This window comes from Rhizobium sp. 62_C5_N11_2 (genome assembly GCF_051811185.1).
GTDB classification, from domain to species: domain Bacteria; phylum Pseudomonadota; class Alphaproteobacteria; order Rhizobiales; family Rhizobiaceae; genus Rhizobium; species Rhizobium leguminosarum.
The window spans coordinates 4,542,882-4,561,984 of sequence record NZ_JBPWPW010000001.1 but is presented as its reverse complement, the minus strand read 5'-3'; the positions used below and the strand labels follow the sequence as shown (position 1 = coordinate 4,561,984).

19 protein-coding genes and 1 tRNA gene are annotated in these 19,103 nt (G+C 61.5%); 10 read left to right on the top strand and 10 right to left on the bottom strand.

Translation table 11 applies throughout. From position 1 onward, the window contains the following. Positions 1 to 32: 32 nt before the first annotated feature. The gene (locus AB8B31_RS22270; protein ID WP_018448033.1) at positions 33 to 668 is read right to left on the bottom strand and encodes a trimeric intracellular cation channel family protein; all 636 of its coding nucleotides are present in this window, start codon (positions 666 to 668) and stop codon (positions 33 to 35) included. On the opposite strand from AB8B31_RS22270, the gene AB8B31_RS22265 reads away from it, so the two are divergent. Both AB8B31_RS22265 and AB8B31_RS22260 read left to right on the top strand, forming a co-directional pair. Further along, positions 667 to 822, top strand: a complete 156-nt coding sequence (locus AB8B31_RS22265) for a hypothetical protein (RefSeq protein ID WP_018448034.1) — start codon at positions 667 to 669, stop codon at positions 820 to 822. The genes AB8B31_RS22270 and AB8B31_RS22265 overlap by 2 nt on opposite strands. A gap of 83 nt (positions 823 to 905) precedes the next feature. Further along, positions 906 to 1,379 carry a hypothetical protein gene (locus tag AB8B31_RS22260; RefSeq protein ID WP_018448035.1) on the top strand — a complete coding sequence of 158 codons (474 nt, stop codon included), beginning with the start codon at positions 906 to 908 and terminating at the stop codon, positions 1,377 to 1,379. A 97-nt stretch (positions 1,380 to 1,476) separates the two neighbouring features. Here AB8B31_RS22260 and AB8B31_RS22255 read toward each other — a convergent pair whose 3' ends face one another. Next, a complete protein-coding gene (locus tag AB8B31_RS22255; protein ID WP_018448036.1) occupies positions 1,477 to 2,265 on the bottom strand; it encodes a YdcF family protein in 789 nt (262 codons plus the stop codon). 68 nt (positions 2,266 to 2,333) lie between these two features. Continuing rightward, positions 2,334 to 3,056, bottom strand: a complete 723-nt coding sequence (locus tag AB8B31_RS22250) for a YoaK family protein (protein ID WP_065276738.1) — start codon at positions 3,054 to 3,056, stop codon at positions 2,334 to 2,336. 238 nt (positions 3,057 to 3,294) lie between these two features. Here AB8B31_RS22250 and AB8B31_RS22245 point away from each other — a divergent pair, with 238 nt between their 5' ends. Continuing rightward, positions 3,295 to 3,531, top strand: a complete 237-nt coding sequence (locus AB8B31_RS22245; RefSeq protein ID WP_065276732.1) for a DUF2798 domain-containing protein — start codon at positions 3,295 to 3,297, stop codon at positions 3,529 to 3,531. Positions 3,532 to 3,716: 185 nt separating this feature from the next. Here AB8B31_RS22245 and AB8B31_RS22240 read toward each other — a convergent pair whose 3' ends face one another. The 3 genes from AB8B31_RS22240 to AB8B31_RS22230 all read right to left on the bottom strand — a co-directional run bounded on the left by AB8B31_RS22240 (position 3,717) and on the right by AB8B31_RS22230 (position 4,671). Beyond that, positions 3,717 to 3,959 (bottom strand): GIY-YIG nuclease family protein, encoded by a 243-nt coding sequence (locus AB8B31_RS22240; protein WP_018244245.1) that lies wholly within the window; start codon positions 3,957 to 3,959, stop codon positions 3,717 to 3,719. Between the two features lie 101 nt (positions 3,960 to 4,060). Continuing rightward, a tRNA-Ala gene (locus tag AB8B31_RS22235) sits at positions 4,061 to 4,136 on the bottom strand. Between the two features lie 151 nt (positions 4,137 to 4,287). Continuing rightward, entirely contained in the window at positions 4,288 to 4,671 is a 384-nt protein-coding gene (locus tag AB8B31_RS22230) for a TIGR02300 family protein (RefSeq protein WP_003544290.1), read from the bottom strand. Between the two features lie 275 nt (positions 4,672 to 4,946). Here AB8B31_RS22230 and aroA point away from each other — a divergent pair, with 275 nt between their 5' ends. The 3 genes from aroA to rpsA all read left to right on the top strand — a co-directional run bounded on the left by aroA (position 4,947) and on the right by rpsA (position 8,903). Then, the gene (aroA, locus tag AB8B31_RS22225; protein ID WP_065276731.1) at positions 4,947 to 6,305 is read left to right on the top strand and encodes a 3-phosphoshikimate 1-carboxyvinyltransferase; all 1,359 of its coding nucleotides are present in this window, start codon (positions 4,947 to 4,949) and stop codon (positions 6,303 to 6,305) included. 72 nt (positions 6,306 to 6,377) lie between these two features. After that, positions 6,378 to 7,025, top strand: coding sequence for a (d)CMP kinase (gene cmk / locus AB8B31_RS22220; RefSeq protein WP_065276737.1), 648 nt, complete (start codon positions 6,378 to 6,380; stop codon positions 7,023 to 7,025). Positions 7,026 to 7,199: 174 nt separating this feature from the next. Beyond that, positions 7,200 to 8,903, top strand: a complete 1,704-nt coding sequence (rpsA, locus tag AB8B31_RS22215) for a 30S ribosomal protein S1 (protein ID WP_003544285.1) — start codon at positions 7,200 to 7,202, stop codon at positions 8,901 to 8,903. A gap of 76 nt (positions 8,904 to 8,979) precedes the next feature. On the opposite strand, the gene AB8B31_RS22210 is transcribed toward rpsA, so the two are convergent. From AB8B31_RS22210 to AB8B31_RS22200, 3 genes are all read right to left on the bottom strand, one after another. After that, on the bottom strand, positions 8,980 to 10,521 hold the full coding sequence (locus AB8B31_RS22210) for a hypothetical protein (protein ID WP_065276730.1): 1,542 nt from the start codon (positions 10,519 to 10,521) through the stop codon (positions 8,980 to 8,982). Positions 10,522 to 10,751: 230 nt separating this feature from the next. Further along, positions 10,752 to 11,378, bottom strand: coding sequence for a ribonuclease D (locus AB8B31_RS22205; RefSeq protein ID WP_028731874.1), 627 nt, complete (start codon positions 11,376 to 11,378; stop codon positions 10,752 to 10,754). Between the two features lie 254 nt (positions 11,379 to 11,632). After that, entirely contained in the window at positions 11,633 to 12,442 is an 810-nt protein-coding gene (locus tag AB8B31_RS22200; protein WP_065276729.1) for a MerR family transcriptional regulator, read from the bottom strand. 171 nt (positions 12,443 to 12,613) lie between these two features. Between AB8B31_RS22200 and AB8B31_RS22195 the strand changes: the two genes are divergently transcribed. Then, complete coding sequence (locus AB8B31_RS22195; protein ID WP_018244239.1) at positions 12,614 to 13,894, top strand: 4-aminobutyrate--2-oxoglutarate transaminase; 1,281 nt, start codon at positions 12,614 to 12,616, stop codon at positions 13,892 to 13,894. A 66-nt stretch (positions 13,895 to 13,960) separates the two neighbouring features. Next, entirely contained in the window at positions 13,961 to 15,442 is a 1,482-nt protein-coding gene (locus tag AB8B31_RS22190) for an NAD-dependent succinate-semialdehyde dehydrogenase (RefSeq protein ID WP_028731876.1), read from the top strand. A gap of 46 nt (positions 15,443 to 15,488) precedes the next feature. On the opposite strand, the gene AB8B31_RS22185 is transcribed toward AB8B31_RS22190, so the two are convergent. Next, a complete protein-coding gene (locus AB8B31_RS22185; RefSeq protein ID WP_012759624.1) occupies positions 15,489 to 15,698 on the bottom strand; it encodes a SlyX family protein in 210 nt (69 codons plus the stop codon). A 532-nt stretch (positions 15,699 to 16,230) separates the two neighbouring features. Between AB8B31_RS22185 and uxaC the strand changes: the two genes are divergently transcribed. Both uxaC and AB8B31_RS22175 read left to right on the top strand, forming a co-directional pair. Then, positions 16,231 to 17,646 carry a glucuronate isomerase gene (uxaC, locus tag AB8B31_RS22180; RefSeq protein WP_018244236.1) on the top strand — a complete coding sequence of 472 codons (1,416 nt, stop codon included), beginning with the start codon at positions 16,231 to 16,233 and terminating at the stop codon, positions 17,644 to 17,646. After that, the gene (locus AB8B31_RS22175; RefSeq protein WP_028731878.1) at positions 17,643 to 19,097 is read left to right on the top strand and encodes a mannitol dehydrogenase family protein; all 1,455 of its coding nucleotides are present in this window, start codon (positions 17,643 to 17,645) and stop codon (positions 19,095 to 19,097) included. Before uxaC ends, AB8B31_RS22175 begins: the two co-directional genes overlap by 4 nt. Positions 19,098 to 19,103: the final 6 nt, after the last annotated feature.

Below are 19,103 nucleotides of genomic sequence, written 5' to 3'. Positions count from 1 at the left end.
CTGCGCACTTTTTGGGCGACATGCATTAGGCTTCACATGACATCGTCCGGATGCCGGCCAGGCTTGTGCCTGTAGGTGGGGAAGGTCCAGCCGAACCACAGGGCTCCACCGCGCACCGCAAAGGCCGCCACGACGCCGCAGGCAGACGCAAGATAGAGCTGCACTCCGAGCGCATTGGCGAGCGTGAAGACGCCGGAGCCGATGAGGGCTGCGGTCACGTAGATTTCCGGCCTCAACAGCACCGAAGGCTCGTTTGCCATCAGATCGCGCAGGATGCCACCGAAGGTCGCCGTCAGCGTGCCGGTGACGATCGCGATGGTCGGCGAGCCGGTGGCGGCGAGGCCCTTGGCGGCGCCGATCACGCAATAGGCGGCAAGGCCGATCGCATCCAGCCAGATCAGCAGGCGATAGCGCGATTCCAGCAGGTGGGCGGTGAAGAAAACGATGACGCCCATGACGCAGCAGACGAGGATATAGGCCGGGTTCAGAACCCAGAAGACCGGCACGCGGCCGAGCACGATATCGCGGACCGTGCCGCCGCCCGTTCCCGTCACCATGGCGAAAAACAGAAAACCGATCAGGTCCAGCTGCTTGCGCGAGGCGGCGAGCGCGCCCGTCGCGGCAAACAGCGCAATGCCGGCATAATCGAGATAGACGAGCAAGGACATGCGAACCTCGGAACCGGCAGAAGTTTCAGAGCATGATGGCGAAAAATGTCAGCAGTTTTCGGACGACATCATGCTCTACCTATTCTCGGGAAAGAACCACGGCGGCAAGGGCGGCGCAAGGCGGCGGCGTCATAAAGCGAAGGTCTTTATTTGATGCATGTCTTTGTCCCAAAACCGCTGCACACTTTTGGACGACATGCATTGGGCTACAGAGCCTTTATCCAAAAGAGGAAAGCCGTGAAAACGCTGGTGCTCGCCGTTCTGAATATCGTCCTGCTGCTTGTCATGCCGGCTGTCGCCTTCGGCCAGCAATCGTTGATCTCGGATCCTGAGATCTACGAGAAGAAACACTTCCAGGAGCAGTGCAAGACGGCCGAATTTGCCGACGGCTTCATCATCCGGCAGGACATCAACAATGATGGCCTGATCGATGCGGTGGTCAACGAGGGCCAGCTGACCTGCGACGGGCAGAAGGGGCCGCAATGCAATGACGACGGCTGCACCTATAATTTCTACCTGCAGGTTGCCGAGGGCGGTTATTTCATGATCGCGACGGCGCAGATCTATGGCTACGATTTCGTCCAGCGCTTCGGCAACATGGTGCTGGCGATGAAGATGCATCCGCGTTTCTGCGACCGCACCGAAGGTGATCCCTGCATCGTGACGGCCCGCGTCCGCGGCACGAAATTCGTCACCATCTCGAAGAAATAGCTCAGCGCAAGACCCGAAATCGGAATCGATTTTCGAGTCATTCGCAAATTCAAAGTGATAGAGCGTCCTTGGCGCGTCCTGTTGGACGCGCGGCGCTCTATTGCGGATAAAGTTCCGACGTGCGACCGGCGAGATAATATCCCACCAAGCCGTACCATTCGCGGATCGCCGTCGCCAGGTTCTGCGCGTTGAGGTTCGGCTGGGTGAAATCGAGCCCGAGCCTCACCTGGCCATCGGTGCGATAATCGGTCGGCCAGGGCACGATATCGATGCCGAGCTTGCGGAAGATGCCGACGGACCGCGGCATGTGGAAACCCGACGTGATCAGCAGGCAATTGGAAAGCCCCTGGCTTGCCAGGAATTCCTTGGTGTTAACGGCGTTTTCAAAGGTCGTGCGCGATTGCCTCTCTTCGATCAGGCGATCCCTGCCAACGCCGAAGAGCGGGAAGAAGCGCTCGGATGCCGCCGCATCGCCTTCGTAGATGCCCGAAATGGAGCCGTCGCCGCCCGATACCAGAATGCGCGACTGCGGAAATTTCTGCGCAAGCCGCAAGGCTTCGATGAAGCGGTCGGCCCCGCCGTTTAATTCTATGCCGTGGCGCGCCGTGTTCACCTCATTTTCGAAGGCGCCGCCGAGCACGATCATGCATTGCAGGCTACCCGGATCAGCGGCGGGCTTTGCGAAGCGCTGCTCGAGACCCTGCATCAGAAGGTTGCCGGCCGTGGTGTAGAGCGTGACGAAAAGGATGAGGGCCGCACCCGTTGCGCCGAGGATACTTAAGGTACGCCAGCGCAGAAGACCGGCAAGCAGGGCAAAAAAGACGAGGAAGAATGCCAGCGACAGCGGTTGAGCGAAAATCCAGACAAGCTTCGAAATCAGGAACAAGACCCACTCCTTGGGGATTGGCGGCGGTCCTTTCTATCCGATTCGACGGTAACAGGAATGCGACGGTTCTATTTCACGCGCGCAGCGGCCGATCGATGTGGCGCGATCTTCTGGTTGAAGCGCCGCTGAAGCGGCCGCGGGATGAACATGGCAGCAAGTGCAAGCACCATGGCGAAGAGGGAGACCAGCCACAGTGCATGCGCGCCCGTCAGCCGCGTCAGGACGGCGCCGACGATCGCGCCAAGCATCATGCCCCCCCAGGGCACAATCTGGATCGTCCATTCGATATGGCGGTCGCCGATGATCCAGCGGCCGATGCCGCGGCCGAAGCGCGACAGGGCGCCGGTCACATAGGTTAGGCCGATCGGCAGGCCTTCGATGTGTTCGACGGCAGCGTTCACCATGCCCATGGAAAAAACGATCATGTAGAACCGAGCGAACAGCATGTTCTGCACCGTCATCATCGAGGCGAGCGCCAGGACGAGACCGACGCAGCCGAGCACCACGAAGATGCGGCGCTCGGAGACATGAGCGATGACGACCCCAGCCGCGTTGCCGAGCACGAAAACGACGATGGCGGAGATCAGGACCGCCGCGTGATAAAGATTGCCCTCACTCAAGGCCAGTGCCGCCCGCGTCGTGTTGCCTGTCATGAAGGAGACGAAATCGCCGGTCAGCAGAAGACCGGTCGCATCGGTCATGCCAGCCAGAAACGAGATCGAGCCGACGAGGGCGAGCCCGGTCAGGGTTCGTCGGGTCCGGATGATGCGACGGCGTCTTGATCTGGTCATTGGCTGAGGGTCCTGGAGCCGAATCGCTGAGATTCCAGCAACGAACATACATCCTCTCATTGAGGAATTGGCAAAGGCGATCGGAAGCGGATGGGGGCGGACTTGAATGGCAACACATTTTCGGCCATAGAAACGGCGTTGCTTCAGATCGAAGCTCCGTAAGCGTTTACGTCAATCAACGCGCAACCCGCCGATCGGCGCTGCGCAATTGTCTGATCGGCACCTTACGGAGATCAAAATGCCCAAAGGCAAACTCCCCAAACGTTACAATACGATCGTCATGCCGCTTATCCTCTCGCTGTTGATGACCTCAGTCGTCTCAGCGATCAGCATCGTGAGAGCACAAGGCCTGACTGCGCCTGCACTTGCCATGTGGCCCTCCGCATGGGCGCTCTCCTGGGCGATCGCCTTTCCCGTCCTGCTATTGGTGCTGCCGGTGGTCAGGCGGGTGACGGCTGTTATCGTCGAGATGTGAGCGCAAGGCGCCGGCGGGCTGCGCAGGCGGCCTGCCGGAGTTGGCGTGGGGAGGTGAGAGTCTTTTATTTGCGAATGTGCCAAGCATATTCGCACAAATTAGCTGTTCGGTTTTCGCACGGCAGCATGCGGTGCCTAATCGGAATCGGTCTTTTAATTGGTCAGGCGACCGGGATCCCAATCAAGCTAGACTAATCTCTTGCTGGCAAAAGCCCTGCCAGAATGCGATTTCAGATATTTTTCGAATTCAAGGGCTTTGTGCTTGTCGGGAAAGGCACAATACCAGAGCAAATTCCATGGTACGAATTTGGCAGTGTGGGTGGATTTTCCGGCATTGTGAGCCGCAAGCCGCTGTTTCAGATCTGCGGTAGACCCGGTATATTCCTGATCGGGAAAATCAACGCTGCGGAGAATATAAACATACCACATCAGCGTTTCAGCCCGTCGTCCCCCTTCGGGCTATGCCGGGCACTGCTTCGGCCTAACGGTTTCTCGCGGCGGTGCCACGCGAAGCCCGTAAGGGCGAAGCGTGGTGGAGCTAAGCGGGATCGAACCGCTGACCTCTTGCATGCCATGCAAGCGCTCTCCCAGCTGAGCTATAGCCCCATCAAGGTGGTCCGGCTCGAGGCCGGTCCTGGGATACTCCTCAAGGCGTGCCCTGCGGAGTGGCGGCTTATTACTTCCGGTTTTCAGAGATAGCAAGCCTAAAAAAATGCGGCCCGGAGAATTTTTTCCTCGCCGGGCCGAAATGCAGTCGTCAGACTTCGTCGTCGTCGCCGGTCACGCCGATGATGTCGCTCATGTCGTCATCGTCGTCGTCTTCGTCCGGTGTGAGGAAGGTATCGTCGTCGTCGTCGCCTTCGATTTCAACATCGTCATCGCCGATATCGGGAATGTCGTCGCCGCCGGCGGCTTCATCGGCATCTTCCAGCGAAACCAGTTCGACTTCGGTGTTTTCAGTATCGACTTCCGCGACCTCGTCTTCTTCGGCAACTTCGGCGATCGCCGAGGTTTCTTCGAAGAAGGACAGAGGATAGGACTTGCCGGTATAAGGAGAAACGATCGGATCCCGGTTCAGATCATAAAACTTCTTGCCGGTTTCCGGATCGGTACGCTTGGTTCCAAGTTCCGCTTTCGCCACTATAAGCCTCGTGTGAATGACCGAATAAGAGATTCGGCAAATGCCGATCAAGCCGGCGTTCCATCGGAATTTATAAGCCGGTCCCCTTAATCGCTGTGGCTTCCCATGTCAAAGCCAAACTTTGCGATCGAAGCCCGGGGTTTTTGGCAAGCCGACGGATGACCGCCCGGCGCGTTTGTGTTAACGAGCCGCAACAGCTGCAGAAGCGGACGGGAATTGCGACCGGCCAAGCCTGTCTTGTGGCAAAAATAGACTGCATTTGCAAAGGATTACGCATGTTGCACGGCTCTGCGCCCAGGCCCGCCACCGCCCGCAAATCCGCCGGTCTTACGGGCAGCGTGCGTATTCCGGGCGACAAGTCGATCTCGCATCGTTCCTTTATGTTCGGCGGGCTTGCTTCCGGCGAAACCCGGATCACCGGCCTGCTCGAAGGCGAGGACGTGATCAATACCGGCCGCGCAATGCAGGCAATGGGCGCCAGAATCCGCAAGGTGGGCGAACAATGGGTGATCGAGGGCACCGGCAACGGTGCGCTGCTTGCACCTGACGCGCCGCTCGACTTCGGCAATGCCGGCACCGGCGTGCGGCTGACCATGGGCCTCGTCGGCACCTACGACTTTCGCTCCACCTTCATCGGCGACGCCTCGCTTTCGAAACGGCCGATGGGCCGCGTGCTCAATCCGCTGCGCGAAATGGGCGTGCAGGTCAGCGCCTCCGAGGGCGACAGGCTGCCGGTGACGCTCAGAGGCCCGGGAACGCCGAGCCCGATCCGCTATCGGGTGCCGATGGCATCCGCCCAGGTGAAATCGGCCGTCCTGCTTGCCGGTCTCAATACGCCGGGTGTCACCACCGTCATCGAGCCGGTGATGACGCGCGACCATACCGAAAAGATGCTGCAGGGTTTTGGCGCCACCCTTTCCGTCGAAACGGACAGCGAGGGTGTGCGCACAATCCGGCTCGAAGGCCGCGGCAAGTTGGCGGGCCAGGTGATCGACGTTCCGGGCGATCCCTCCTCCACCGCCTTCCCGCTGGTTGCGGCGCTGCTTGTCCCCGGCTCCGACATCACCATCGTCAACGTGCTGATGAACCCGACCCGCACCGGGCTGATCCTGACGCTGCAGGAGATGGGGGCTGATATCGAGGTGCTGAACGCACGTCTTGCCGGCGGCGAAGACGTGGCGGATCTGCGCGTGCGCCATTCCGAGCTCAAGGGCGTGACCGTTCCCGAAGATCGCGCGCCGTCGATGATCGACGAATATCCTATCCTGGCTGTCGCTGCCTGTTTCGCCGAGGGCGCGACGATCATGAAGGGGCTTGAGGAATTGCGCGTCAAGGAGTCCGACCGTCTTTCCGCTGTGGCCGACGGGCTGAAACTCAATGGTGTGGATTGCGACGAGGGCGAGGATTTTCTCATCGTGCGCGGCCGGCCAGACGGCACGGGCCTCGGCAACGCTGCCGACGGCAAGGTCAGCACACATCTCGACCATCGCATCGCCATGAGCTTCCTTGTCATGGGGCTCGCCTCGGAGCATCCTGTCACGATCGACGACGCGGCGATGATCGCGACTAGTTTTCCGGAATTCATGCAGCTGATGACCGGCCTTGGAGCGAAGATCGAGCTGGTGGCGGAATGATGTGCCAGCTGCCGCATGTCCGCAAAGACGACCTCATTCGCCGTTTCGGCGTGCTGCCGCAGGATTGATCATATGACAAACGAGACCTTCACCATCGCCATCGATGGCCCGGCGGCGGCCGGCAAGGGCACGCTTTCACGCCGCATCGCCGACCAATACGGCTTCCATCATCTGGATACCGGCCTGACCTATCGCGCCACGGCCAAGGCGCTGCTCGATGCCGGCCTGCCGCTGGACGATGAGGCGGTGGCGGAAAAGATCGCAAGAGAGGTTGAACTCGCTGGATTGGATCGCGATATACTTTCCAAACATGAGATCGGCGAAGCCGCCTCGAAGATTGCCGTCATGCCGGCGGTGCGCCGGGCTCTGGTCGAGGCGCAACGGCGGTTTTCGGCGAAAGCGCCGGGAACCGTGCTCGACGGGCGCGATATCGGCACGGTCGTCTGCCCGGACGCGCCAGTGAAACTCTATGTAACGGCGTCGCCGGAAGTTCGCGCACGACGCCGTTATGACGAGATCCTCGGCAGGGGCGCTGCGGCAGATTTCGATGCGATCTTCGAGGACGTCAAGCGGCGGGACGAACGTGACATGGGACGGGCCGACAGCCCTTTGAAACCAGCTGATGATGCGCACTTGCTTGATACGTCGGAAATGAGTATAGAGGCCGCGTTTCAAGCTGCTCAATCGATCATCGATGCGGTCTTGAGCCGAAATGCCTAAATTCAAGCGATTTTGCGTGCTCTGAGCATGGATCGCTTCTAATATAGCAAGCCTGAAATTCCGTCCAAGCGCCGGATTGCCTTCGTGAGAGGGCGGACTGGGTTCAGGCCCGTTCAACGCAAACCAACCGGCGCATACGTGTCCGCTTCCGTTTCAGGACACGCAGGAGATTTTATGTCAGTAGCTACCCCCTCCCGCGAGGATTTCGCGGCTCTTCTCGAAGAGTCCTTTGCCAAGAACGACCTGGCCGAAGGCTATGTCACCAAGGGCATCGTCACGGGCATCGAGAAGGACGTCGCCGTTGTCGACGTCGGCCTGAAGGTTGAAGGCCGCATCGCGCTCAAGGAATTCGGCGCGCGCGCCAAGGACGGCCTGTTGAAGGTCGGCGACGAAGTCGAAGTTTATGTCGAGCGCATCGAAAACGCGCTTGGCGAAGCCGTTCTGTCGCGCGAGAAGGCTCGCCGCGAAGAAAGCTGGGTCAAGCTCGAAGCCAAGTTCGAAGCTGGCGAGCGCGTCGAAGGCGTGATCTTCAACCAGGTCAAGGGCGGCTTCACGGTCGACCTCGACGGTGCGATCGCCTTCCTGCCGCGTTCTCAGGTCGATATTCGCCCGATCCGCGACGTGACCCCGCTGATGCACAATCCGCAGCCCTTCGAAATCCTCAAGATGGACAAGCGCCGCGGCAACATCGTGGTTTCGCGCCGTACGGTTCTGGAAGAATCCCGTGCCGAGCAGCGTTCTGAAATCGTCCAGAACCTCGAAGAAGGCCAGGTTGTTGACGGCGTCGTCAAGAACATCACCGATTACGGTGCGTTCGTTGACCTCGGCGGCATCGACGGCCTGCTGCACGTCACCGACATGGCATGGCGCCGTGTGAACCATCCGTCGGAAATCCTGAACATCGGCCAGCAGGTCAAGGTTCAGATCATCCGTATCAACCAGGAAACCCACCGTATCTCGCTCGGCATGAAGCAGCTCGAGAGCGATCCGTGGGATGGCATCCAGGCCAAGTATCCGGAAGGCAAGAAGATTTCCGGTACCGTTACGAATATCACCGACTATGGTGCATTCGTCGAGCTGGAGCCGGGCATCGAAGGCCTGATCCACATCTCGGAAATGTCCTGGACCAAGAAGAACGTTCACCCCGGCAAGATCCTGTCCACGAGCCAGGAAGTCGAAGTCGTCGTTCTCGAAGTCGACCCGTCCAAGCGCCGTATTTCGCTCGGCCTCAAGCAGACGCTGGAAAACCCGTGGGCAGCATTCGCCCGCAGCCATCCGGCCGGCACTGAAGTCGAAGGCGAAGTCAAGAACAAGACCGAATTCGGCCTGTTCATCGGCCTCGACGGCGATGTCGACGGCATGGTGCACCTCTCCGACCTCGACTGGAACCGTCCAGGCGAACAGGTCATCGAGGAGTTCAACAAGGGTGACGTCGTCAAGGCCGTCGTTCTCGACGTCGATGTCGAGAAGGAACGCATCTCGCTCGGCATCAAGCAGCTCGGCAAGGATGCAGTCGGCGACGCCGCTGCTTCTGGCGACCTGCGCAAGAATGCAGTCGTTTCCTGCGAAGTCATCGCAGTCAACGACGGCGGTGTCGAAGTGAAGCTCGTCAACCACGAGGATATCACTTCCTTCATCCGTCGCGCCGATCTCGCCCGCGACCGCGACGAACAGCGCCCTGAGCGCTTCTCGGTCGGCCAGGTCTTCGACGCCCGCGTCACCAACTTCTCCAAGAAGGACCGCAAGATCATGCTGTCCATCAAGGCTCTGGAGATTGCGGAAGAGAAGGAAGCCGTTGCCCAGTTCGGTTCGTCCGACAGCGGCGCTTCGCTCGGCGACATCCTGGGCGCAGCCCTGAAGAACCGCGGCGGCGAATAAGCCTCGCATCCGCCTTTGAATTGAAGAACCCGCCGGAGCGATCCGGCGGGTTCTTCATTTTCAGGCAATCAAAGTGTTATTCCCAGCCGACCATGCGCTGATAGAGCGCATAGACCGGGTCGTCGGCCGGGCGGCCGGGCTGATAGGCCGACGGTTCGGTATCGATCATCCTCGGCGTCCTCCGCTCGGGTGTCGCGTCGGTCGTTTCGGCATCGGGCTCGGCATCCTCGCCACCGGACCGTGCCTGCTGCTGATCCTCGGACTCGTCGTCGCGGTGGTGCTGATGCTGGTGGTGCGTTTCGCCCGCCTTCTCGTTCGATGGCGTATCCTTGGCGAATTGGTAGGGCAGCTGGCTATAGGCAAGGCCCTCCGGCATCTTTGCCGCCAGCGGCACATAGGAGGCCTCGGCCGTCTCGGGGATCGGCATCATCTGCGGTTGCGCAGAGATTTCTTTCGGCTGACGGGCTGCCGCCGCCGCCTCAATATCCATCTGCGGTGGGCGGAGTGCTGTCGATTGGCGGGGATCGGGTGCTGTGAATTCGGCCGGCTGCCTCAAGGTCTCGGTCGCATCGCTGATGACGGCGTCGTCGAGGATCGCATCAATCTCCACGGCCGCCTCGACGGCAACATCCTCCAGCACGGTTTCGACGTCTTGCTCGCGGATGATCGTGGCGATCAGCTCGGAGACTTCTTCGGTCATGGAGGCAACGATTCCTGCCCAGTTCCTGGGAATGACAGGATCGACCTTTTCCGACATCGCGTGGGGTTGGATGGCGGGCGGCTCCGGCGTTTCCTGCGTATCGCCGGCCGCCGCGGCTTCCGTCGACAAGGGTTGCCGGGTTTCGATCTCCTGCGACGCAGACTTTTCCAGGGCGACCTCCCTTGCCGTCGCAGGGGTGGGCTGAGCCCGGTTTTCAGCATGCGGCGTTTCCGGATCGGCAGCTTCCACGGCTTCGGCGATAAGCGCTTCTTCGGTGGTCGTCAGAGCTGCGGCCTCGATCAGCGAATCGGCCGGCGCGGCCACCTTGTCTGCCGGCTGGCGCATGGCGGCAGGCAGGCTGTCCTCATGCAGCCGGATCTCGGGGCGAGCTTCGGCGCGCATCGGCGAAGCGTCATTCTGGCCATAGGAGCGGACGACGGCGCGGGCGGCGAGGTCGCGATCCTTGTAGCGGACGATTTCCAGATAGGCGACGATGCGGGCGGCTTCAGGGCCTGTCGGGTTCTTCAGGGCCTCGGCGATTGTCCGGAGCGGCACGCTATGCCCCTGCTCGGTGAGCTGGCGCTCAACCTCGTCGATCCCAGCGGTTGGCAGCTGCCGGATGGCATCGGCCAGCCGAGAGGCGAAGGCAAGATTGCTCTCGTCCTCGCCACGATCCAGCGAGATCGAGCGGCCTGCCGCATCGATGACATCGAAAAGGGCTTCGACCATGCGCTCACGCGCCGCAAGGAGCAGAATATTGAGCTTGCCGGCAATGGCGGAATTGAGGTCTGCGGCTTCGACGGCGTTGACGGGCGGGGGGGCAATCACGGAGTGGCCGAGACCGCTGGCGACGATCGCCGCTGTCTGACCCTGGGACGAAAAGCTTGCATTGGACGCTGCACGAACGGGAGTCAACATGGCATGCTCCTTTCGTAAAGTGACGATGAAAGCAGGCTCTAGAAAAGGACCGCGCTCATCCGGTCCCCTTGCATCCCAGCAGATCCTCCTGTCCGCATGACGCAGTTTCGGCGTCATCGAATGCATAAAAATTAACAGGAATGTTAATAAACAGGCGTTAATGAATCGCTAACGGCCGCGGACAAGTCTGCCGCAGGGTTATTAGCAAACGCAGAATGAAGGCCATTCGCTCAGCTGTGGGCGAAGATATCGGCCTCTTCCCAGCCAAGCAGGTCGAGCTTGGCGCGGGTCGGCAGGAATTCGAAGCAGGCCGTCGCATGATCGTAGCGGCCGTCGCGGATCAGGCGTTCCGTCAGCTTATCGCGCAACGCATGCAGATAAAGCACGTCGGACGCGGCATATTCGAGCTGGGCCGGAGACAGCGTCTCGGCCGCCCAATCGGAAGATTGCTGCGCCTTGGAGACATCGACGTCGAGCATCTCCTTGAGATTATCCTTGAGGCCGTGGCGATCCGTATAAGTTCGGATCAGGCGCGAGGCGATCTTGGTGCAGAAAACCGGGGTCGTCGTGACGCCGAAAGTATGGAAGAGCACGGCAATATCGAAGCGGCCGTAATGAAAGATCTTCTGATGGGTGGGGTCTTCGAGCAGGGCGACAAGATTTGGCGCCTGCTTCTGGCCGGCGGCGATGCGGATGATATCGGCGGTGCCGTCACCCGGCGAAAGCTGGACGACGCAGAGCCGATCGCGGCGCGGCACCAGGCCGAGCGTTTCGGTGTCGATTGCTATCGCGCCGGTGTAGCGGGCGGCATCGGCCGCGGAAATATCGCCTTCGTGAAAACGTATGGTCGCCGCCATGAGACTGTCTTTCGTTCGAATGCATCCCCTACAGCGCCGCGCGTCTTTTCGAGAGCCGCAAATGACGCTGTAGCACTTTGAATGGCTGCATAATTTTATCCTCAAATCGATTCCGATTTAAGGAATTATGCAGCAGCGCTATAGCGCAAAGGCGCAGAATGCGAAACCGCTTTCCTGCCACTAGAGTGCCGTGCGTCCTCTCGGACGGATTTAGGACGCTCTACCTCTCTTAATCTCCGCATCGTGCTGGCGGTTCAGAATGTCGGCGGCGTGTTGATCCAGAGAAGCACGGTTTCGCCATCGTGGCGATTGCGCCAGGAATGGTCGCGGCGGCTTTCGAAATAAAGTGAATCGCCAGGCCCGAGATCGAAGAATTGATCGCTGTCGAGCACCAGTTCGAGCCGGCCGGACAGAACATGCATGAATTCCTCGCCCTCGTGGCGATAGGCGCCTTCGCTGGCAGCACCCGGCGCCAGCACGAAACGATGGCAATCCATCATCCTGCGGCCTTCGGCAAGGAGCTGCACCGTGACACCCGGCGTTGTTTCCGGCCACTTGCGCCATTCGCCGGCGCGCACCAGCACCGGCACGTCCCCGCTTTCTTCGCCGGAAAGGCGGGAGACGGTGGTGCCGTAATATTCGGCAAGATCATGCAGCGTCTTGAAACCGACGCCCTGCGAGGTGCGCTCCAGCGTCGAGAGCGTCGACGAGGTGACGCCGATGTCGCCGGCCACCTGATCGAGCGTCTTGCCGCTCGCATGGCGCAGGCTGCGCAGCTTGCGGCCGAGACCGTTGTCCTGGCTTGCCTCGGCGCTATCAGCGGAGGGCTCCTCGCTCTCCAGCGCCTCGCGGATTGCCGCGGGATTGAGGCCACGCTCGACACGATACCAGGAGATGCGCTTCAACCGCGCCACGTCGTCGGCGCTGTATTGCCGATGACCGGTTTCCGAACGGCCGGGAACCACCAGACCCTGGCTTTCCCAGAGGCGCAGCGTCGAGGCCGAAACGCCTGCCAGCCGCGCGGCTTCCGCCACCTTGTAGCGTACAGGTCCATTATCGTTCATCCGAAAGTATCCCCGATTCCAATCGCCCCAGAGCCTTCATCAAAAAGCGCGATGTTTGAAGCAAAAAATGTCGCTTGATTTCTTGCAGGAAAAATGTAGGAACTTTCTACAAATCTTGCAGAACTTATGCAAGATAGTTCTGAAGCCCCTTTTCAGCGCAGGAGCGCATCGATGAACGCGATCAACCTTACGGACCGGAAGAACGCTGCTATTTCACGCGGCGTCGGCATGACGACACAGATTTATGCGGATCGCGCAGAGAATGCGGAGATCTGGGACAAGGAGGGCCGCCGTTACATCGATTTCGCCGCCGGCATCGCCGTTCTCAACACCGGCCACCGCCATCCCCGGGTCATCGCAGCGGTCAAGGATCAGCTCGACCGCTTCACCCATACCTGCCATCAGGTGGTGCCCTATGAAAGCTACGTCCATCTGGCCGAACGGCTGAACGTGCTGGTGCCCGGCGACTTCGAGAAGAAGACGATCTTCGTGACGACAGGCGCCGAAGCGGTCGAGAACGCCGTCAAGATCGCGCGCGCCGCAACCGGCCGTTCGGCCGTCATCGCCTTTGGCGGCGGCTTCCATGGCCGCACCTTCATGGGCATGGCGCTGACCGGCAAGGTCGTGCCCTACAAGGTCGGTTTCGGCGCGATGCCGGGCGATGTGTTCCACGTTCCCTTCCCGATCGAGCTGCACGGCGTCACCGCCGATCAGTCGCTGGCGGCGTTGAAGAAGCTCTTTGCCGCCGATGTCGATCCGCAGCGCGTCGCCGCCATCATCATCGAGCCGGTGCAGGGGGAAGGCGGCTTCTATGCGGCCCCCGCCGCCTTCATGAAGGCGCTGCGCGAGCTCTGCGACCAGCACGGCATCCTGCTGATCGCCGACGAGGTGCAGACCGGTTTTGCCCGCACCGGCAGGATGTTCGCAATGGATCACCACGAGGTGGCGCCTGACCTGACAACGATGGCAAAGAGCCTGGCCGGCGGCTTTCCGCTCGCCGCGGTTACCGGCCGCGCCGAAATCATGGATGCGCCGGGACCGGGCGGGCTCGGCGGCACCTATGGCGGCAATCCGCTCGGTATCGCGGCCGCCCATGCCGTGCTCGACGTCATTGTCGACGAGGATCTCTGCAACCGGGCCAACCAGCTCGGCGGGCGGCTGAAGCAGCGGCTGGAATCGTTGCGCGAGACGGTGCCGGAGATCGTCGACATCCGCGGGCCGGGTTTCATGAACGCGGTCGAATTCAACGACCGGACGACGGGACTGCCGAGCGCGGAATTCGCCAACCGGGTGCGGCTGATCGCGCTCGACAAGGGTCTGATCCTGCTCACCTGCGGCACCCACGGAAACGTCATCCGCTTCCTCGCGCCGATTACCATCCAGGACGAGGTCCTCGGCGAAGCGCTCGATATTCTCGAAGCCTCAATGCTGGAGGCGAGCGCGGGCAAGTGACCGCACCGAACCCGGATTTCAGCGGCTGCCGGCAACCGGCAGCCGCACTCCCAAGGAGGATATGACATGGCTTTCACCAACGCGCTGACCAAACACGTTCACTTCTCCTCGCCGCTGCTGCGCGATGCCGGCTATATCGACGGGGTCTGGACACCAGGCGATGCCACTCGGACATTCGACGTTCTGAACCCGGCAACCGGCGAGCTGCTCGCCTCGCTGCCCGATATGGGTGCGGCCGAGACGCGGGCGGCGATCGATGCGGCTCATGCCGCCCAGCCGGCCTGGGCGGCTCGTCCGGCCAAGGAGCGCAGCGCGATCCTGCGCAAATGGTTCGACCTGATGGTTGCCAATGCCGACGAACTCGCCGCAATCCTGACCGCCGAAATGGGCAAGCCGTTCCCGGAAGCGCGCGGCGAGATCCTCTATGCCGCGGCCTATATCGAATGGTATGCGGAAGAAGCCAAACGCATCTATGGCGAGACGATCCCCGCGCCTTCCGATGATAAACGGATGATCGTCATCAGGCAGCCGGTCGGCGTCGTCGGCACGATCACGCCGTGGAATTTCCCGGCGGCGATGATCACCCGCAAGATCGCCCCGGCGCTTGCCGTCGGCTGCACCGTGGTCTCGAAGCCCGCAGAACAGACGCCGCTGACGGCGATAGCACTTGCCGTACTCGCCGAGCAGGCCGGCATTCCGGCCGGCGTCTTCAACGTCATCGTCGGGGTCGACGGCCCGGCAATCGGCCGCGAACTCTGCGGCAACGAAAAGGTGCGCAAAATCAGCTTCACCGGTTCGACGGAGGTCGGCCGTATCCTGATGCGGCAGTGCGCCGACCAGATCAAGAAGGTGAGCCTGGAGCTCGGCGGCAACGCGCCCTTCATCGTCTTTGACGATGCCGATCTCGACGCTGCCGTCGAAGGCGCGATCGCCTCCAAATACCGCAATGCCGGCCAGACCTGCGTCTGTGCCAACCGCCTCTATGTCCAGTCGAACGTCTATGACGCCTTTGCAGCCAAGCTTGCCGCCAAGGTCGCCGAGATGTCGGTCGGCGATGGCTTCAAGCCGGGTGTCGTGATCGGACCGCTGATCGACGCGCAAGGCCTTGCCAAGGTGGAAGATCATGTCAGCGACGCGCTTGCCAAGGGCGCCAAGGTGCTGACCGGCGGCAAGCGCATCGACGGCGCCGGCACCTTCTTCACGCCGACGGTGCTGACCGGCGTTGCGCGCGGCATGAAGGTGGCGCGCGAGGAGACCTTCGGGCCGGTGGCGCCGCTCTTTCGCTTCGACACAGTCGAGGATGTCATTCAACAGGCAAACGACACGGAGTTCGGCCTCGCCGCCTATTTCTACGCCGGCGATCTGAAAAAGGTCTGGCGGGTGGCGGAAGCGCTGGAATACGGCATGATCGGCATCAATACCGGCCTGATGTCCTCCGAGACGGCGCCCTTCGGCGGCATCAAGCAATCCGGCCTCGGCCGCGAAGGCTCGCGGCACGGCGCCGACGACTATCTGGAAATGAAATATCTCTGCATCGGCGGCGTCTGATTCACCATCCTAATGAGACAGGCACGCGGCATTGCGCCGCGTGCCGTCAATAATGCGGCGGGCGGGTGATGCCAGGAGCTTCCAGCGACTGCTCCTCGAGCGACAGGAAGCGTTCGGTGAGCCGGTCGAGCTTGGTGCGCATCTGTTCGACCGTCTTCCACTGCTCGGCGAGCTGATCGGAAAGCTCTTCGATCGTCTTTGCCTGGTGGGCCAGCATTTCTTCCAGCTGGGTGATGCGGTTCGTCTCGTCGGACATTAGAGCCTTTCCGGGTTAGATTGCAGCATTCTGCCGGAGCAGATTTTCGTCAGGGCAAAGGCGATTGGCGAAGGGCATACCTCTTGGTACGTCCGAGCCGATCGCCTTTGCCCTGGCGGAAAGATGCCCGGCCCACCGGCCGCACTGCTTCGCCATGCGAAGCAATGGGTGCGCCCGGCGATTTTAAGTCTTGCAGATTTGCCATGCAAATCTGCGGGAGGGTTGGCTGAAACGGGCCGGCTGATCGACCGGCCGGCTTGGCCGTAGAGCTGGGCTACGACGCGCGCCGGCGGGTCGACCATCCGACTCCGTTTGAGCCAACAGAATGCTACAATCTAACCCGGAAAGGCTCTAGACCCTCCTTTGCCGAAACCGGCAGAACAGATGGTTCTGCAAAGCGGAAATAGGCCGCCGCGTCAATGCTTTCCCTACCCGGCGCAGCCATGCGCAAAACTGTACCGTTTGGTTACTAAAAGACCTTGCCGTGCCTGATGTTGTGGGGTAGGCCCTTAGCCATCAGGGAGGAATACTGATGGATGCAGGAAACGGCTTTCTTCATCCGGACCGGCTTTTCCCGGCTGATCCGGCAACACGGACCATCGCGCGAGACCTCTACGAGACAGTGCGCAATCTTCCGATCGTCAGTCCGCACGGGCATACTGAACCTTCCTGGTTCGCCGACGACAAGCCCTTTGAAGACGCGGCCTCGCTGCTGGTCATTCCCGATCACTATCTCTTCCGCATGCTGCACAGCGTCGGCGTCACTTTGGACGAACTCGGCGTGCCGCGGCTCGACGGCAAGCCGGTGGCTGAGGGGCGGGCGATCTGGCGGACATTTGCCGCACATTATCATCTCTTCCGCGGAACGCCTTCGAGCCTCTGGGTCGACCACGCCATGTCGGCCGTACTCGGCTGCACCGAGCCGCTGACGGCTGACAATGCCGATGCGCTCTACGATCATATCAATGCCCAGCTTGCCCTTCCCGAATTCCGCCCGCGGGCGCTGCATCAGCGATTCGGCATCGAAACGATCGCGACGACGGATGGGGCGCTCGATCCTCTGGCGCATCACCAGAAGATGGCGGCCGACGGATGGATCGGCAAGGTGCGCACCACCTACAGGCCGGACAGTGTCACCGATCCCGACGCCGTCGGCTTCCGCGACAATCTTGTCAAGTTCGGAGAGATCACCGGCACCGACGTGACGCGCTGGGACGGTCTGATCGAGGCGCATCGGCGCCGACGCGCCTATTTCCGCCAGTTCGGCGCCACCGCGACCGATCACGGCGTGCCCACAGCCTTTACATCAGATCTGCCGCTTGCCGAAAAGCAGGCGCTGCTCGAGAAGGCGCTGAAGGGGCCGCTTTCGGCCGGGGAGGCCGAGCTCTTCCGTGGCCAGATGATGACCGAAATGGCCGGGCTTTCGGCTGAGGACGGCATGGTGATGCAGATCCATGCCGGCTCCAGACGCAACACCGACCGCGGACTTTTCTCGACCCGAGGCCCCAATATGGGCGCCGATATCCCGACAAGCACCGACTGGGTCGGCGGCCTGAATGCGCTGCTTTCCAGATACGGCCACGCGCCGGGGCTGCGCGTGCTGCTCTTCACGCTCGACGAGACGACCTATGCGCGCGAGATGGCGCCAATGGTCGGCCATTGGCCCTGCCTGATGATCGGCCCGCCCTGGTGGTTCCACGACAGCCCGAACGGCATCCGGCGCTACCTCGACCAAGTCGTCGAGACGGCGGGCTTTGCCAATATGGCGGGTTTCAACGACGATACGCGTGCGCTGCTTTCGATTCCGGCCCGGCATGACGTCTGGCGCCGCGAAGTCTGCCGTTTCCTCGCCCAGCTCGCCGCCGAGCACCGGATTTCCAAGCGGGAAGCCGAGATCGTTGCAGGCGAGCTCTCCTATGGCAATGCGAAGAAGGCCTACAAGCTGTGAGCGAACGACTGCAGACCCTTTCCGGCCTCGCCCCGACGGCGAAGCTTCCCGCCTATGACCGTAACCAGCTGAAAAGCGGCATCCTGCATCTCGGGCCGGGCGCTTTCTTCCGCGCGCATTTCGCGCCGTTTACCGATGCCGCACTTGCGACAAGCGGCGGAGACTGGGGCATCGAAGTGGCGAGCCTGCGTACTGCCGATGTCGCCGATCACCTGAACGAGCAGAACGGCCTCTATACGATGCTGATCCGCGATACGTCGGGCACGGTAGCGCAGGTGATCGGCCCCATTCTGCGGGCACATGTGGCGACACGTGATCCGGCAGGACTGCTCGATCGGCTGGAAGATCCGGCGATCCGCGTCGTCAGCCTGACGGTGACGGAAAAGGCCTATGGCATGGATACCGCGACGGGAGGGCTCGACCTCAACCATGCCGATGTGGCGGCCGACCTTGCCAACCGCCATGCGCCGCGCGGCGTCATCGGCTATCTGGTCGAGGGACTTTCCCGGCGTCGGGCGAAGGGCATCGCCCCCTTCACACCGCTCAGCTGCGACAATCTTCCGAGCAACGGCGCCGTTCTGAAACGACTGGTTCTCGATTTCGCCGAACGCGTCGACCCCTCACTTCGTCAATGGATCGAGGCAAATGTGCCCTTCCCCTCGACCATGGTCGACCGCATCACGCCGGCGAGCACCGAGGCGACCTACCAGGATGCCGAACGGCTGACCGGACGGCAGGATCTGGCGGCGATCGAGACCGAACCCTTCACGCAATGGGTGATCGAAGATCATTTCGCCAATGGCCGGCCGGCCTGGGAGAAGGCCGGCGCCTTGATGGTCACGGATGTTTCGGCCTATGAGAAGATGAAGCTCCGGATGCTGAACGGCGCGCATTCGCTGCTCGCCTATCTCGGTTATATCGGTGGCTATGAATTCATCCGCGACGTGATGGGTGATGCCGGCCTGGCGGCCCTTGCCTACCGCCACATGCATGCGGCCGCAAGAACGCTCGATGCGGTTCCCGGCATCGACCTCGATGACTATGCCAGCGAATTGATAGCGCGCTTTGCAAACAAGGCGATTGCGCATCGCACCTATCAGATTGCCATGGACGGCACGCAGAAACTGCCGCAGCGGCTGCTGGAACCGGCAACCGAGGCACTGGCGCATGGCGACAAGGCGGAGACCTATGCGATCGCCGTTGCGGCATGGATGCGCTATGCGATCGGCGAGCACGGCAACGGCGAGCGCTATGAACTGCGCGATCCCCGTGCAGGCGAAATCGCCGCTCTCATCGCCGATGTCCCGCGCACCGGCCTGGCGATCTCGGCGGCTCTTTTCACCCTTCCCGGACTCTTCCCGGCAGCTTTGACAGGACACCGCGCGTGGACGCAGGACGTCTCCGACAAGCTGGAGATCCTGATTCAGGACGACCGGCTGCCGCTGTTCTAGACCCGG